The sequence below is a fragment of the Rhizobium indigoferae genome (assembly GCF_034554815.1).
Lineage (GTDB): Bacteria > Pseudomonadota > Alphaproteobacteria > Rhizobiales > Rhizobiaceae > Rhizobium > Rhizobium leguminosarum.
This window is the reverse complement of the sequence record NZ_CP140635.1, coordinates 3314243-3330708: the sequence shown is the minus strand read 5'-3', so window position 1 is coordinate 3330708 and position 16466 is coordinate 3314243. Positions and strand designations below refer to the sequence as shown.

At 55.8% G+C, this 16466-nt stretch carries 13 protein-coding genes; 9 read left to right on the top strand and 4 right to left on the bottom strand.

The genetic code is table 11. The annotated features are described in order from the left end of the window. Window positions 1-185 precede the first annotated feature (185 nt). Window positions 186-785, bottom strand: coding sequence for a transglutaminase-like cysteine peptidase (locus U5G49_RS16655; protein WP_193445040.1), 600 nt, complete (start codon window positions 783-785; stop codon window positions 186-188). Between the two features lie 309 nt (window positions 786-1094). Between U5G49_RS16655 and U5G49_RS16650 the strand changes: the two genes are divergently transcribed. The 5 genes from U5G49_RS16650 to U5G49_RS16630 all read left to right on the top strand — a co-directional run bounded on the left by U5G49_RS16650 (window position 1095) and on the right by U5G49_RS16630 (window position 7849). Next, window positions 1095-2498, top strand: a complete 1404-nt coding sequence (locus U5G49_RS16650; protein ID WP_193445041.1) for an O-antigen ligase family protein — start codon at window positions 1095-1097, stop codon at window positions 2496-2498. A 310-nt stretch (window positions 2499-2808) separates the two neighbouring features. Then, window positions 2809-4020, top strand: coding sequence for a polysaccharide biosynthesis/export family protein (locus U5G49_RS16645; protein ID WP_047618824.1), 1212 nt, complete (start codon window positions 2809-2811; stop codon window positions 4018-4020). 74 nt (window positions 4021-4094) lie between these two features. Next, window positions 4095-4817 carry a sugar transporter gene (locus U5G49_RS16640; protein WP_193445042.1) on the top strand — a complete coding sequence of 241 codons (723 nt, stop codon included), beginning with the start codon at window positions 4095-4097 and terminating at the stop codon, window positions 4815-4817. Between the two features lie 51 nt (window positions 4818-4868). Beyond that, on the top strand, window positions 4869-7145 hold the full coding sequence (locus tag U5G49_RS16635; RefSeq protein WP_047618818.1) for a polysaccharide biosynthesis tyrosine autokinase: 2277 nt from the start codon (window positions 4869-4871) through the stop codon (window positions 7143-7145). Beyond that, window positions 7145-7849: a hypothetical protein gene (locus tag U5G49_RS16630; RefSeq protein WP_193445043.1), complete on the top strand. Its 705-nt coding sequence runs from the start codon at window positions 7145-7147 to the stop codon at window positions 7847-7849. Before U5G49_RS16635 ends, U5G49_RS16630 begins: the two co-directional genes overlap by 1 nt. A 210-nt stretch (window positions 7850-8059) precedes the next feature. Here the strand turns inward: U5G49_RS16630 and rapA2 are convergent, their stop codons facing one another. Continuing rightward, complete coding sequence (gene rapA2 / locus U5G49_RS16625) at window positions 8060-8758, bottom strand: calcium-binding lectin RapA2 (RefSeq protein WP_047618813.1); 699 nt, start codon at window positions 8756-8758, stop codon at window positions 8060-8062. Window positions 8759-9446: 688 nt separating this feature from the next. On the opposite strand from rapA2, the gene U5G49_RS16620 reads away from it, so the two are divergent. From U5G49_RS16620 to U5G49_RS16605, 4 genes are all read left to right on the top strand, one after another. Further along, entirely contained in the window at window positions 9447-11063 is a 1617-nt protein-coding gene (locus U5G49_RS16620) for a right-handed parallel beta-helix repeat-containing protein (protein WP_193445044.1), read from the top strand. A 489-nt stretch (window positions 11064-11552) separates the two neighbouring features. Further along, window positions 11553-13319 (top strand): type I secretion system permease/ATPase, encoded by a 1767-nt coding sequence (locus tag U5G49_RS16615; protein WP_018243214.1) that lies wholly within the window; start codon window positions 11553-11555, stop codon window positions 13317-13319. A gap of 15 nt (window positions 13320-13334) precedes the next feature. After that, window positions 13335-14642, top strand: coding sequence for an HlyD family type I secretion periplasmic adaptor subunit (locus U5G49_RS16610; RefSeq protein ID WP_018243213.1), 1308 nt, complete (start codon window positions 13335-13337; stop codon window positions 14640-14642). 143 nt (window positions 14643-14785) lie between these two features. Then, window positions 14786-15481, top strand: coding sequence for an SGNH/GDSL hydrolase family protein (locus U5G49_RS16605; protein WP_193445045.1), 696 nt, complete (start codon window positions 14786-14788; stop codon window positions 15479-15481). A gap of 44 nt (window positions 15482-15525) precedes the next feature. Here the strand turns inward: U5G49_RS16605 and U5G49_RS16600 are convergent, their stop codons facing one another. Further along, entirely contained in the window at window positions 15526-16002 is a 477-nt protein-coding gene (locus tag U5G49_RS16600) for a glycosyltransferase (RefSeq protein WP_018243211.1), read from the bottom strand. Further along, entirely contained in the window at window positions 15999-16457 is a 459-nt protein-coding gene (locus tag U5G49_RS16595) for a glycosyltransferase family protein (RefSeq protein WP_018446812.1), read from the bottom strand. The genes U5G49_RS16600 and U5G49_RS16595 overlap by 4 nt, the downstream gene beginning before the upstream one ends. Window positions 16458-16466: the final 9 nt, after the last annotated feature.

Below are 16466 nucleotides of genomic sequence, written 5' to 3'. Positions count from 1 at the left end.
CCGAAGATCGCCTGAAACCCACATCGGAAGCCGAACTCCGGGCACCGCAGCTTGCCGCACGCTGCCCCGTCGATAGCCAAAACATAGGTTTGTGTGGGCGATATGACAAGTCGAGCGGCTCGTCAGAGCAGGCTCGACTTCAATCCGGAAACAGGATCAATCTGTCTATGTCGCTGCCTCGGCTGTTATAGCCGGTACCAGACATAGGGGTCTGTTCCCGATTGGATCTTGTCCCAGCGCAGATCGGTATCGCGCCAGCTCTTGATGCTGCTTTTCCTGTTGTCGAGGACGAGATCGCCCCTGTCGGTTCTGACGACGAGGACCGCATGTCCTTCACCGGAGGGCGTATATGCCGTCGCGATCCGCAACGCGCGCGACGACCAGCCCATCGCAATCAGCCGGCTGCGTTTGGTCAATGCGAAATCTTCGCAGTCGCCGCTGCGCACATTCACCTTCCAGACGTCGCCGTTCAGTTCGCTGCTGGAGTCGTTGCGTCCGATCATCGTCCGATTGACCGTGCTGTTCACATTTTTCAGCTGCAACATCTGCTCGTCGGTGAGCGCAACGACCGAGAGCCCATTGTTGTCACGGCATTCGGCCGGGTTCTGGGCGCAGAACAATACCTGGGCGAAGGGTGGGATGATCTTGCCTTTTTCGGAGATATAGCTGACCGCCGAACTACCGTTCAGGCCGCGGGCGAAACCTGCGGGACCGGCGGCAAATGCCGAGCAGGCATTGCCTGCTGTAAAGGCCAGCGCCAGAAGTGTAACGAATGTTTTCTTCATCTGTTAAATCCCCGTTCAGGGCAACCGATTGAGATCAGGCTTGCCTTTTTTCTCGGTCAATGGCATGGCGATCTGATGATCTGCCAAGTATTGGGCGCAGAATATCTGTCCCGTTTCTGCTGCTTGGAAGGAGCATAGCCGGGCCTTGTCTCGATTGGCTTAAACCTATCCCGACAATTTTAAACGATGTGGAATTCTGTTACACTTTAGCACGCAGGTGCTTGATGTTCAACTTATGTTTGTACGAGTAAATTAAACTCTTCGGTTGTAATGGCTTTGGTCGCTGCCTACTCTGGTAAATTAATTCACATGTTCTCCCACCTCATTAATAGGCGGGTCGTGCGAGAGGTTTTGCTTTTCGCCTTCATCGGCCTCGTTATATTGACGCTCATACCGTTCGGGAGTGTTACACCCCTGGCTTTCGCCTTCGCGGCGATCGGAATGTTTGCTCTCGCCATTATCTCGGGACTGCTGTTCGGAGAGCCGAGACAGAGCAGATGGGTGTTCGGCATCGCTCTGTTTCTATTGATTGTTTTGACAGGATGGACGTTTATTCAGACGATCGAACTGCCTTCGCGGTGGCTGGCAAATCCCGCTTGGGATGCCGCGCGTCACCTTGCGGGTGTCGATTACGCAGCGATCTCCGTCGAACCGGCCGACACGTTCGCGTCGATCCTCTGGGTCGCTCTGCCTTTCGTCACGTTCCTGACCGGGCTGCTCTTATGCGATACCGATCAGCGCGCGAGGAAAGTGCTTGCCGGCCTCGGGCTTTCGGCGGGCATCATCGCTGTTTTCGGCCTGCTGCAGTTTTTGCTGTTTCCCAACATCCTGATCGTCGTCGAGAAACACGCCTACCTCGACAGCCTGACCGCGGTCTTCGTCAACCGTAATACCGCAGCGACCTTCCTCGGGCTTGGAACGCTGCTCATGCTAACCCTGGTCAGGGACGTTGCCCGTGCCTATTCGAACCATCCGACCGGCGAGCCGGGCCGAAACGCGCTTCTCTTGAGATCGTGGATCTATATCCTGCTCTTATGCGCATGTTTCACCGCACTGATGCTGAGCCGCTCTCGCGCCGGGATATTTGCGACCTTTGTTGCCGCTCTCATCTATTTTCCATGGCTCGTCATCAATTGGAACGGCTCGAGGCGTCATTTGAGACCGGCGCCAAGATGGCGTTCGATGCTGAAGCTCCTCTCGGCGATTGCTTTCATCGTAGTGTTACTGACGATGTTTGCAGGCCAGGCGATTTTGCGCGCGCAAGAGCGGCGGCTCGAGGATGATGATCGGTTCTGCATCCTGCCGGGCATATGGCGTGCCATTTCGGATCATTGGTGGACGGGGGAGGGGCTCGGAACTTTTCGGACGGTGTTTTCTGCCTACCGCGATCCGGCCTGCGGAATTTTCGGGATCTTCGACCGCGCACACAATTTCTATCTCGAAGGATTTCTGGGCCTCGGAATATTGTTCCCGATTACGGCAGTCCTTACCTTCTCGGTGCTTGCCAGGGTGTTCTGGCGCGGGTTCGCCCAAAGACGGCGTCTGAGGCCCTATGTCCTTCTTGGCCTGGCGGCGACGGTTTTGGTCGCCCTTCATGCGGCGGTCGATTTTTCGCTGCAGATACCGGGTTTTGCGGTGTTTTACGCCGCCTTCCTCAGTGCGGTTGTCGCGATAAGTCTCGGGCGCAGCAACGGAGAGTTGGGCATGGCATAAGAGCAGCCGTTAACCACTTAAAGTTTAAATGGATGGATTTTAATAAGATTTTCGGAAAAGATCGATTGTGCAGGTGCGAACAGTTGACTCTGAAACCCAAGAAATTTTATAGCGGGTGCAGCCTTCGGATTGTTGCGACGCCAGAAAAGTCGGACCGAAGTCGTTTTTCGCTTCCTAAAGGGCTCGCCGTTGCCAGCCTGCCACAGTTAGGGGAATGTTAATCGGCTTTCAGTGTTATTGATCGGGGATCGTCTTGTATTTTGTCAGATTGCGGAGCAGTAGCTTCAGAGGCGTCAACACAGGGTATTCTATGGGTTGTTCTCGTATCGGTAGTACACGCGTCGCCATTGTTGTAGCGCTGACGACTATATTGGCAAGCTGCACATCGTTGCCAAGATCTGGTCCTGATCACAAAGATGTTGATCGGGATGCAGCAGTGAAAGTGACAACGAAGGAGCGTCGCGTCGGTATCGATTACGCCCTGATTGATCTCAGCAAGAACGTTCTGCCGTATTTTTCCGCTCCCCAGCCGACCTCCTTCAAGGGGTTTGGCGGTGGTCGAGGCGGGGCGCCTGAAATTCCGCTCGGTTACGGTGACGTCGTTGAGGTCGCCATCTTCGAAGCTCAGTCCGGCGGTCTTTTCATTCCGTCCGATGCCGGTAGCCGACCGGGCAATTACATCTCTTTGCCGAGCCAGACGATCGATAGAAACGGGACGATCACAATTCCCTATGCGGGTCGGGTTCCGGCTGCCGGTCGCCTCAAGGAGACCGTGGAACAGGACGTCGAGGATCGCCTGGCGAGCCGCGCGATCGAGCCGCAGGTGGTTATTACGACGACGACAAGTCGCTCCAGTCAGGTTGCCGTGCTCGGGGATGTCAACAATCCCCAGCGCGTCGAGATTAGCCCAGCGGGTGAGCGTGTTCTCGATGTCATTTCCGCTGCGGGCGGTTTGACGACCAACAATATCGAAACGAATGTGACGCTGCAGCGCCGCGGCAAGACGGCTACCGTCGCCTACAATACGCTCTTAAAGAACCCGGCCGAAAATATCTACGTCGCACCGGATGATACGATCTCGATCGATCATGAGCGCCGTACCTATCTTATGCTCGGCGCCGCAGGCACCAGTGGCCGCTTCGACTTTGAAGAATCCGACCTGACACTTGGAGAGGCAATCGCCAAGGCAGGCGGCCTGCGTGATGATCGCGCCGATCCGGCCCAGGTCCTGCTCTATCGCCTTGTCCCCAAGAAAACGGTTGAAGCGATGCACGTGGACGCGACGAGATTTGCGGGTGAAACGGTTCCGGTGATCGTGCGCGCTAATCTTCGCGATCCGGCCACCCTGTTTGCTGCTCAGCAATTCAAGATGGAAGACAAGGATATTATCTATATTTCGAATTCGGACTCTGTTGAATTGGTCAAGTTCCTTGACATCGTAAACTCGGTATCGTCCACTGTTTCCGGCGTGGCCGACGATGCAAACGATACCCGTAACGCGGTAAACGATCTTGGAAATTGATTGAAATAGGTGAGCCGTCATCGATCGTGAGTGATCAATGACGGCGGCCTATGTAGCGGATTTGATGAAGGACTATGGTTATGGCAAGGTCTGGTTTTTATCGTAAGCTTGCGTATAGCGGAATTGTCGTCGCGATGTTTGCCGGCATGAATTCAAGCGCTTTTGCGGCAGCTTGCTTGGGTCCGGCAAGTCTGACTTCCGGCGATATCAGTGGATTTTCAGCCAATCCCGCCGTTCTCCTCGATATGTCCGATCCGTTGGTTTTGTCATCGCGTGTTCGCGCTCTGGTCGGGAGTAGCAATGACGCGCTGTCGCCGGTGATCGAGCAGGCCAAGAAGGCCAGTGCCGCACAGATGGCGGCTATCGGCTCCGGTCTGGCGCGGGCCGCAAACAGCTGTCAGGTGCCGGATCCGCAGTTCAAGCTGGCGATCGAAAAAGCCGTTGCCGACGCGGCGATTGCCGATCCCAATCTCGCGCCGCTGCTTGCCGCCTTTGCAAAGGTCCTTGCCGAAGGCGGGACCGCGGCGCTCGGCCCGGGTGGAAGTGCTGCAGCAGCCGCATCCGGCATCGGCAACAATGGGTCTATTGGCCAGACGGGGCCTGGGGCAGACGACGGTACGCCGTTTGACGGCAGCGCGACGACCGCCGGCACGCTGAAGGTTTCGAATGCCGGCGCAGATAGTTCATCTTCGAGTTCCACGACCACGACTACGACCATCGTTAGCACAGGAGCGGGAGGACAGTCGTCCACTGACCCGACGCAGTCGACGAGTCAGAGTGTCCCGGTCATACAATAGCTGGAATTGCCCGTAGATCTTAGCACTTGACGCCTTTGTTGGAGATCGAAATTGCTATCGCCAGATAAACTTACGCCACGTATCGACCCCTCCCGCGATACGGGAAACGAAGCTGACTTCATCGATTTCGACAAGCTCATCGCAATCGCCCGCCGACAGTGGCGGATGGTTGCGGCGTGCGGTTTCGCCTTCGCCATTCTGGGCATTGTGTATGTCCTGACCTCGGTGCCCGTCTACACCGCCGACACAAGCGTGCTGATCGACCGCAGCGATAGCCAGGTGATCAACCAGCTGGCGGCTTTCGGCCAGATGGACGATGACGAAGGTACTGTCCTCAGTCAGGTCGAGCTTTTGAAGTCCGACACCATCGCCTATGCCGTCGTCGACAAGCTGAAACTCGTCGACAATGCGGAGTTCATGGGACCGAAAAGCTCGCTTTTTTCGGTCTCAACGCTGAAATCCTTCGTGAATTTTCGGTCGTGGTTTGCCGATGACGCAGCCGTCGCACCCGATCCGGAAATGAGGCGGCGGAGTGCTGCGGAGACTGTTGCAGGCAACATCGATGTCGAACGCGTTGGCAAATCCTATGTTCTCGATGTCAGCTTTACCTCGCAGTCACCGGATCTAGCGCGTGATATCGCAGCTGCCATCGCCGACGTCTATCTGGTTGACAAGCTCAATTCGAAATACGAGGCGACACGTCGGGCCGGCGAGTGGTTACAGGAGCGTATCGAAGAGCTCCGGCAGCAGGCGCTGGACACTGACCTCGCCGTGCAAAAATTCCGCAGCGAGCATGGACTTGTCGAGGCTGGATCCGGTACGCTGATTAGCGATCAGCAGCTTTCCGAGATCAATACCCAATTGATCAATGCGCAGGCCGAGACTGCGAAGGCCGAGGCAAAATATGCGCGCGTCAAGTCGATCATCGACGCTAAGCAGACCGATGCGATCGTCACCGATGTGCTCGACAGCTCCATTTCGAACGACCTGCGCAAGAAGTATCTGGAGGCTTCCAAGCTCGAAACTGAAATTGAGGCGCGGCTCGGTCCCGATCACGTCCAGGCGGTTCGGCTTCGTGCGGAAATGGAAGAATATAAGAGGCTCATGTTCGATGAGTTGAACCGTATCGCCGAGAGCTACCAAAGCGAACTGCAGGTCGCGAAATCGCGGGAAAACTCTTTGCGCGACAGCGTTACACAGGCGACGGGCGTAGCCGCAATGGCTGGCGAAACCCAGGTGCAGCTTCGCGAACTCGAGCGCACGCGCGATACCTATAAGAATCTCTATCAGAGCTTCTTGACGCGTTATCAGGAAGCAATTCAACAGCAGAGCTTTCCGATCACCGCTGCGCGAATCATCACGACGGCGGAGACGCCGACGAAGCCGAGCGCTCCGAAGAGAGCTCTCGTCGTTGCTTTCGCGATGTTCATGGGATGTGCATTTGGAAGTGGTATAGCGGCCTTCCGCGAATTCCGGGATCGGTTCTTCCGCACCGGCGATGATGTCCGGGACGTGCTTGATGTCGAGTCTCTCGGTGTCATGCCGCTGATTGAAAATAACGTCGACGATCCGACGCTCGTTGATCCCAGCAATCCACGAAGCATCGCCAGGGGCGGGAAGACCACGACCTATGTCGAAGAGCATCCGCTCTCGGCATTTGCCGAAACGCTTCGAAGCGCCAAGATTGCCATCGACCTCAGTGCTGCCGATCAGCGCTGCAAGGTCATCGGCGTCGTGTCGAGCTTGCCCGGCGAGGGGAAGTCGACGACATCCATCAATTTTGCCAAGCTCCTGGCGATGCAGGGCGCGCGTTGCCTGCTTATCGACGGCGACATGCGCAATCCTGGTGCCACCCGGGCGATCGGCCGCCATGCCGAGGCCGGGTTGCTCGAGGCGATCGTCGACAGCCGTCCGCTCAAGGATTTGATCCTTCTCGATCCCAAAACAAAACTCGCATTTTTGCCGACGGTGGCACGGTATCGTGTTCCGCATTCGTCGGAGTTGCTTGCGTCACGCGGCATGGATCAGCTTCTTCAAACGGCGCGTCAAAGCTTCGATTATATTATCGTCGACCTGCCGCCCTTGGCGCCGGTTGTGGATGCGCGCGCCATCAATTCGAAGCTCGATGCGGTCGTTTTCGTTATCGAGTGGGGAAAGACATCGCGCAAGGTCGTGCAGTCGACACTGCTGTCCGAACCGGAACTCTATGCGAAATGCGTCGGTACTATATTGACCAAGGTCGACCCGTCGCAGATGAAACTTTACCGGACATTCGGTTCGAGCGAGTATTATTATAAGCGTTATTCGCGATACTATACCGAAAGCTGATGTTCCGCGGTCAGTTCGTTTCGGTTACCAGGATCGCTTTCATTATCGTCACCCTCGTCTTTTTCGTGCTGGCCGGTCGAGAGCTATACGCTTCGATAAGAACGGCCAGCATCTCGATCGTCGCCGAAAGGATCGAGCGTGGAGAGACAGTCGCGGACGATGTCGTGGCCAAATACGCGTCGCATAGTGTCGACGTTGTTGACGGTCATTATTGCCGATCCGACATTGTGGCTGCTGGCGTAACCCTCGTTCTGGCGCAACTCGATCGGCAGAATGTCAATGTCAACTACGACACCTGGGCCGCTGCGGCGTCGAGTGCGCGCCAGTATCTGCGGTATGCGCTTTCGTGCATGCCGACGAACAGTAATTTTTGGCTTCGCCTTGCGGCCGTGCAGTCGATAATTGCGGAGGAGCCGGCTGCGGTTGCAGGAATGATGAAGCGCTCGGTTGTGCTTGCGCCCTACGACCAGGTGATGATCCTGACGCGGTTTTACTTCTGGAACGATTTTACGGATGCAACACTTGCGGCGGCAAGGAACGCGCTCGACAGCGATCTTACGACGATGCTGAAACTGGGCGATCGTTGCAGGGTGAATGCCACGATAAAAGAGATCAGCCCACAGCTTCGTCCAATCTTCGATCAAGCCTGGACGAGCGTTGGAGATTCTGCGACGGCGCGGTTCCGGCAGCGTTGCAGCAAGTAAATCAACAAAGCAGGCTTTTGGACAGTTCCAAGCCCAACGGCACCGGACTGCATATAATTCGTGCTGTTCCGGGGTGGTCGTTCCGAACATTGCTGAAAGCTCGAAGCGGTGTAAATGGTTGCCGACTGCTCATTCTCGTGACGGGGCTCGACTTGTAAAACGCCCGCCATCTGCTCGGCGGGCGTTGCTTTTTAGTTGGTTATTGAATGATCAGACGTCTGCGTCCGCGCCAGTGATGTTGAGTGTCAGAACGCCGACATCGGTGTGGCCTTCGCCGTCGGAGATCTTGTAGAACTGGATAGTTTCCGTGACGTGATCGCCCGGAGCAACATCTACTGCCAGATCATAGGTGAATGTTCCATCCGCTTTGACATGGAACGTGCCATACGTGCCGGCGACGTCGGTCGTTGCGCTTGGATCGCCGTTTACGGCCGTGTTGGCGAACTGTCGGAGGAAGAGATGACCATTGTCGCCGGCAATGTCGTTGTCCAAGGCGTTGCCGCCGATGGCGTCGCCCTCGGTGAAGCTGTAGTGATCGTCGACCGCGATCGGCTTGACCTGGGTTACGCCCTGGATGTTCAGGGTGAACAGGCCGACATCGGTATGACCGCTGCCGTCGGAGATTTTGTACGAAACCTTCTCCTGGAGCAATTCACCATTGGTGAAGTTGACCTTGGCAGCATCGCTTAGCACATAGGTGTAGCTGCCATCGGGCTTGACGAAGAAGGTGCCGTAGTCGCCCTGGATTTCGGTGATCTGGCTGTTGCCGCTCTTGGCGCCAACGCTCGCGCCGTCGAAGGCGCGCAGGAAAAGGTGTCCGTTATCGGATGAATCGTTGGAAAGCAGATTTCCTGAAATGGCGTCTGTTTCCAGGAATGTTGCACTATCGTCGGTTGCGTGAACAGCCATCAGTTCTCTCCTTGAATAGTTCTTTGATAGGTCAATTCTGACCTTTAGCGAGCTGCCCGATTAAGGATATCTTAATACAGAGAGTCAAGGGCGTAGTTAACAGCAAGTGAACATTTTCTGGTGTATTGTACAATAATGACACACATGAAACTCGCATAAGACAATGAAGTGCCTGGCGTTTGTTGCGTTAATAATATGTGAAAGTGTCAAATGACAGATACGAATTCAAATTTCTTCAGAGGGAAAGAATGTTTATTCAGCAGCAATTTATAAGAATACGTTGAGGTTCTGATGTGCAGATGAGATGTTGATATAATCACTACGGGCTATGGCGTGATATCGCGGTTTTGTTTCGTTGATCGCTCTATCTCATGCTTTTCGACGAAGTAACTGATGTCGTTCTCTTGTAACATATGTTTATCAAGTAATGTCTCTTTGGAGGCGCATTTTTTACAAATTAAGATGCGTGTTCTAGGAGGTAATCTTATTGCCGATGCCGATATCAGGTAACTTGTTCATAATTGTGCAGTGCAACTTTTTTTGCAATGCGAAATATTTGAGAAATGAAGATATTTTGCAGCGGACGTAAGAATTATCTCGAGATAGAACGCATTTTAGTGTTCCATTTTAGGAGGCAGAGAGAGGTCCGCGGGTAGAAGGTTTTCCAGTATCTTTGGGAGATCATGGTGTGACCGTCTACTATGTAAATTCGGCAACGGGATCCAATCAGAACAGTGGAGTGAGCGAGCAGGCGGCTTTCGCGACGCTTTCCGCTGTCGAGGCGCTCAAGCTCAACCCGGGCGATAGCGTGCTCCTGGCTGCCGGAAGCGTGTTCAACGAACAGTTCGATTTGAAATACTCCGGCAGCGTTGCCGCTCCAATCACGATTGGCAGTTACGGTGTTGGCGATGCGCCGGTCATTCACAGCAGCAATGACGGCATCCACGGTTCCAAGGCTTCGAACATCGTCATTGAGAACATCAAGATCGCCGATACCGGCGCCAACGCGATATATGCAGGGAATGTGTCGAACTGGACGGTTCGCAACGTCGAGGTGACAAATACAGGCCTTGCTGGAAAGCCCGGCTCGATCAGCTTCCAAAGCAGCCAGAACATCACGATTGAGAACAGCAAGCTGACCGGGGTGCATGCCGATGGCATTTGGATGGACAAGGTCAACGGTGTCACCCTCGTCAACAATACCGTCACCAACAGCCAGGGTGCAGCGGCAGACGCTATCCAGCTCAATGATAGCAGCAATATTCTGGTCAAGGACAATCATCTGGAGCAGACGGAGACCAATAGCGCCAAGGGTGTCCTCGTGTTGGTCAGGGCTGTAAACGCCGTGGTCGATGGCAACACGCTCATCGGCGGTGGCTTTGGGTTGAGTGCCCAGGCGGGCACGAATATCGCCATCCACGACAACGACATCTCGGGATACGGCGGCTATAGCTGGTCCTACGGTATTGGCCTTGGCGATCAGGGAGATGCGAAGAACTATGACATCAGCGGAAATTATGTGCATGGTGGCGTTTATGGCGTCCTGGTTAGCGCAGCGGGCTATCCAAACTATGTTCGTGAGAACATCGATATCCATGACAATGTCTTTGACGGCCTGTCCTCGTCAGCGCTGAAGGTTGACAGGTCCGCATCGGGTTCTTTTCATGACAATATCATCGACAGCCTGGTATCGACGCTGACGATGCCGCCCGCAATTGCTGCTCAGAACACGTTCTCCATCGGCGAGAACAAAACGTTCGAACAAGCGCAGGCCGAGCTTGACAGCGCCGCTGGCAGCACGAGCAGCAATACGTCATCGAACAATGAGCAGACGCCTACCGTACCAGTCGTCGAGCAGCATGTGGAAGTACCAGCGCTGCCGCAAACAATTACCCAGGCTCCCGCAACAGAAACGCATACCGCGACGGTAGCCGCAGCCGTCGTTCCCAAGATCGTCGCCGTCCATGACAACCTGAAGATCGCGAGTGACACCGGCAGCGCCTATCACGGCAATCTCCTCGAAAACGACAGTGCCTCTAACGGGACTGTGCTGCTCCGCCGCTTCGGTGACAGTGCGGTGGACAAGCATGGGCTGACGCTGACCGGGAAATACGGCGTCATCCATGTCGACAGCGATGGTGACTACACCTATACGGTCGATGCGGCCAAACTCGCCGGCATTAGCGGTAACGTCAGCGAATCCTTCCAGTACAAGATCTCCGACGGTGCTTCACACATCGATACGGACTCGTTGAGCGTCTCCATCAACGTGGATGCATTTCATGGCTCACATCTGCTGGTCTGAATCAGACGGGACGGGTCGGCGGGGCCGCCTTGCCAGCCGTTTTATCTCGACATTAAAGCTCGATGATGAGTGCTCGCCGGCGGTCGAGTCGGGGAATGGTCGCTGACCTAATATTTCAGCCGTTCATCTTCAGAGTAAAATATGGACTGAATATATAGTTAATGCCCGAGTAAACATCGTGTTTAAGCACGCGGCACGGCTATCCCTTTGGCCCGTTATTGGGCGGTTTGCGATTTTCACTTGCTTGGGCCGGTATATTTAGCGTAGCGTCAAGTTAGAACCCCTGAAATCGCGCGCGCTATAAATTGGAATTTCTTGGCCATTTTTCGGTGGGATTCATATAATAGGTGTGAGCTTGCAAGTCGGAAGATCGGCACCGGTGCCGACAATCCAGATGCGGCTGTGTTATTGATCGGGCTTGATGGACCCGTAGCTGCAGTGCGCTGGCATGTATGCCTGTGGGTTATGCGGTAAGAGAGGGATTACTTCGTGTTTCAGAGTTCAACAGCGGATGCGAGCGAGCCATCCAAAGCCTTGAGGAAATGCAAGGGGGGGCTTGTTTTCATTGGAATAGCAAGTGCGCTTATCAATATCCTCTATCTTACAAGTTCATTTTTTATGCTTGAGGTGTATGACCGGGTCATCCCCAGCAAAAGCATACCCTCGCTGGCTGCCCTGGCAATACTTGCGTTGATGCTTTACGCCTTTCAAGGAGCGTTCGAGGTTCTGCGAAGCAGGATGCTCGTGCGTGTTGCCGGTTCACTTGACGAGATGGTGAACGGACGTGTGTTCCGGGCGCTTATCAAGGCTCCGCTGAAGGTCAAAATCGGCGGCGACGGGCTTCAGCCGTTGCGCGACTTCGACCAGATCAGAACCTTCCTGTCCGGTATGGGCCCGACAGCGATGTTCGATCTGCCGTGGTTGCCGTTCTATATCGTGATCTGTTTCCTCTTTCATCCGGCGATCGGATATATCGCGATCGGTGGATCGCTGGTTCTCGCCATCCTGACGTTCATGACCAATCAGGGAACGCGGACGCTATCAAAAAAGCAGTCTGACTCCGCAAATATGCGGAATGCCTTCGCGCAGACCTCGATCCGCAACTCCGAGGTCATTCACGCCATGGGCATGGCAGGCACGATGGCCGAAATCTGGGACCGCAAGAACAGTGAATACCGAACGATCACTCGGCAGGCATCGGATGTCGGCAACGGATATGCGACCTTGTCGAAGATTTTCCGTATTGCTCTGCAATCGGGGACGCTTGCGACCGGCGCAATCCTGGTCATTCAAGGGCAGGCCTCTTCGGGAATTATCATCGCGGGCTCGATATTGACCTCGCGCGCCCTGGCGCCTGTCGAAGCAGCGATCGGAAATTGGCGTGGCTTCGTTTCTGCTCAGCAGAGCTGGGCGCGGCTTTCGAGCCTGCTGAAAACCATTCCTGAGATTCCAGCCCCGCTTGCGCTCGCGGCTCCTACCAAGCAAGTCACTGTTGAGGGCCTGGCGAGCGGACCACCGGCTGGCCAGCGCCTGGTCATCTCCGATGTCAGCTTCGGCTTAAGGGCAGGGAGCGCGCTTGGGGTCATTGGTTACAGTGCCTCGGGTAAGTCGTCGCTGGCGCGGGCGATGATGGGCATCTGGCCGACCGTCAGAGGATCCATTCGCCTTGATGGTGCGGCACTCGACCAGTGGGACGGTGACGCACTTGGCCGGCATATCGGTTATCTCCCGCAGGATGTGGAGCTTTTTTCGGGGACCGTCGCGCAGAATATCTGCCGTTTCGCGAAGGAGATGTCGCCCGAGGCAGTGGTTGCCGCAGCGAGGGCGGCGCGTGTTCACGATCTTATCCTTCGTCTGCCGAACGGTTACGAAACCGAAATCGGCGAAGGCGGTGCGGCGCTTTCGGCCGGCCAGAGACAGCGGATCGCGCTTGCAAGAGCGCTTTACGGCGAACCATTCCTCGTCGTGCTCGATGAACCGAACTCCAATCTTGATGAAGAAGGCGAGCGGGCGCTGAGTGCTGCGATCATGAGCGTGCGGGCGCGCGGCGGCATTGTCGTTGTCATCGCACATCGGTCCGGCGTTCTGGCGGTCTGTGACTTCGTGCTGATGATGCAAGATGGCCGGATGATCGCGTTCGGTCCGAAAGAGGAAGTTCTGGCAAGGGTCAGCCGGCCGGAAGCGGCGCGCACGCCGATTGCCGAGCGCGTGGCTCAGCTTAAAGTCGTGGTCGACGGCATCAATGCGGCCGAATAGGCCAGAGGGAAGATTGTGAATAAAGTTATCAGTGAATCGAAACGCTCCCTCAATCGGCATGTTGCCGTTGTCGGTGCGTTGTCGATAGCCCTCGTTTGCGGCATCGGCGGTTGGGCGGCGACGACAGAGCTTTCGAGCGCAGTCATCGGCGAGGGCGTGATCGTTGTTGACGGCGATGTCAAGAAGGTCCAGCACCTGACAGGTGGTATCGTGTCGGAACTGCTGGTCGCCGAAAACGACCATGTGACGGCAGGGCAGGTGCTGATACGGCTCGATGGGACGACGACAAGAGCGAACCTCTCGATTGTCGAAAGCACGCTCGCTCAGCTTTATGCGCGCCGCGCCCGTCTGAAGGCGGAACGGATCGGCGCCGATTCGTTCGAGGTCGAGGAAAACATCACTGATCTGACATCCAGCACCTCCGCGGCGAAGCTTCTCGATGGTGAGCAGAAATTGTTCGACAGTCGCAGGACGGCGCTTATCGGAATGAAGAGCCAGTTGGCATCGCGCAAGGACCAGCTGGCCGAGCAGGTAAAGGGGTTGGTCGTTCAGATCAACGCCACCAGCGATGCCTTGGGCTTGATCGAACAGGAGCTTGAGGGCATTGATACGCTCTACAAGAAGGGTCTCGTCACGCTTCAGCGTTTGAATACGCTCAAGCGCGCACGCGCCGATCTCCAGGGCAACAGCGGCCAGGAAATCGCATCAAAGGCCGAGGCCGAGGGTAAGGCAATCGAGATCGATCGCCAGTCGATCCAGCTGGATGAGGATCGTCGTTCGGAGATCGCAAAGGACCTGACCGACGTCGAGGCACAGATCGCCGAATATGAAGAGCGCCGCGGAACCGCACTCGATCAGCTGCACCGTCTCGACATTACCGCGCCGCTGACTGGGCGAGTTCACGAACTTTCGGTTCACACCGTCAATGGTGTCATCGATCCCGGTCAGACGTTGATGCTCGTCGTTCCCGAAAATAACGAACTTACGGTCGAGGCGAAAGTCGCCACCCGCGATATTGACCAGGTTCACGTCGGTCAGTCCGTCGATGTGCGCTTCAGTGCTTTCGATCAACGCACGACGCCTGATGTGAGCGGTGAGATTACCTCAATCGCCCCTGATATCGTCAAGGATGAGCGCACGGGCATCAGCTACTATCCCCTGCGCGTCAAGCCGAAAGCTGAAAGCATTGCCAGGATGAAGACGATAAAGCTCTATCCCGGCATGCCGGCCGAGGTCTTTATCAAGATCGGCGACCGGACCGTCATATCCTATCTGACGAAGCCGCTGACCGATCAGATGCAGCACGTATTTCGTCAGGAGTGATTGGCGGCTGTTTCGCGTGGTTGAAAGCCCGGACGTCTCAAAGCAGCCATCCGCCAGAGTGAGGTTGGATAGTTTCGGGTTGCTCGAACGGGCATGAGCGGCCATTTCACGAAATTGTCTCAAGTCTGCGGCAAGGTCTCCCGATGATGTGTTTGCTGCTTTGGCGAACGGCGCCGACTGCGAGGCGACCGGCTTATGGACTGGTTCTGTTTCTGGCGTGTCTGGTGATGTTTTCCGCGGTCAAAAACGGCCATGCCGATAGTCCTCAGCCGCTGAAAATAGTGGCTTTCGGAACATCCTTGACGGCCCGCGGGGGATGGCAGCCCGCTCTCGAGACAGGGCTTTCAGTCTGCCTGCAAAGGCCCGTGAAAGTCGAGAGCGTTGCAAAGAGCGGCGAGACGTCACTATGGGCCCTTACCCAAGTTGATCGCGTCGTTGCCGCGCAGCCGGATATCATCCTGATTGAACTCTATGCTAACGATGCGACATTGCATCGGTTCGTGTCGCTTGCGCAAAGCCGAAAGAATATCGGCGAGATCCTCGACCAGCTGCGGCAGCGCCTGCCGCAAGCGCGGATCATCGTCATGGCCATGAATCCGTTTTCGGGGCTGCGGGGGCTAATCCGCCCCTTTGCCGACAGCTATGTCTCTGCCCATCAGACAGAGGCCGAAATACGTGGTCTGGAGTTTGTCGACCACCGGCCCAACTGGGAGCGTCTTACGCCGGATGATCTGGCCAGGGCAATTCCTGATGGTGTGCATCCTTTGCCCGACGTGGCCTCCAAAATCATCGCGCCCGAACTCGCCAAACGTATCGCCGGCAACAATTGCGGAGAATGAAAATTCTCTCATGCCCCGTCACAGTCCCTGACGGCTCTCAGGGTTCAGACTGCTGCAATATAGTTTTTCAGGTAGGTGACCAGTGAAGCCCGACCGGCCTCCGACGAATCTTCGTGAGACGGGCTATCCAGGTCTTCGAGCAGATAGCTCCTGAGATCGTCATCGGTATGTGCAACGTAGATACCCGGTCGGCCTGCGAGCTGGCCTACCGTGGCAAGCTGATGATCGTTTCTATGCTCGCCGAGGGATGCCTGCCGGGGAACGAGAATGATCGGCTTTCCAAAACGTTTCGCCGTAAGCACAGTGCCAATTCCCGCGTGAGAGACGATGACACTTGCATCGAAAAAGACTCTATCGAAGTCCGCGGGCTCGATATTCTTGATCCATTTCATGTTCTGTGGCGTGTAGGTGCCCTTGCCGATCTGCGCCAGAACCGGTTTGGACAGTTCCTTTGCGAAGGTGTCGACAGATTTGACGAGGCGATCAAACGGCAGCTGCGTTCCGACGGTGACAAGGATCAAAGGACAGCTCCTGCGTAGTGGGGGCCATCCGGCCGTGAAAGATGCTGCCACTGCGTGAGCCAGAGCGTCGCAATATGGCCGGCCAATTTACCCGATAGGGAGAGCTTCTCGACATTGGCGACGCTATCGATCCAGATCGTCCGCTTGCCCATCAATTTGCCGGCAAGCAGGCAAAAAAGCCCGGGCGCGGCACCGGTCGAGATGACGACGTCGGGCCTCTGTTTGATGACGATGGAAAAGGCGCTGAAAAAGCACCGGATCGACATGGGTATCGAGTCGCGGCTGCAATCGGGAAGCACAAGTCCGTCCCGAATGTCGTATTTTGCAAGCAGTCCCGGGATCGTCGTTGCAAAGACGATATCGCAGCCCTCGAATGCGCCGCGCATGGCCATCAGTTGCTCCCAGTGGCCGCCTCCTGACGAGGCAGCGAGAACCTTCAATTTTTTCTCAGTCATAGACAGGCA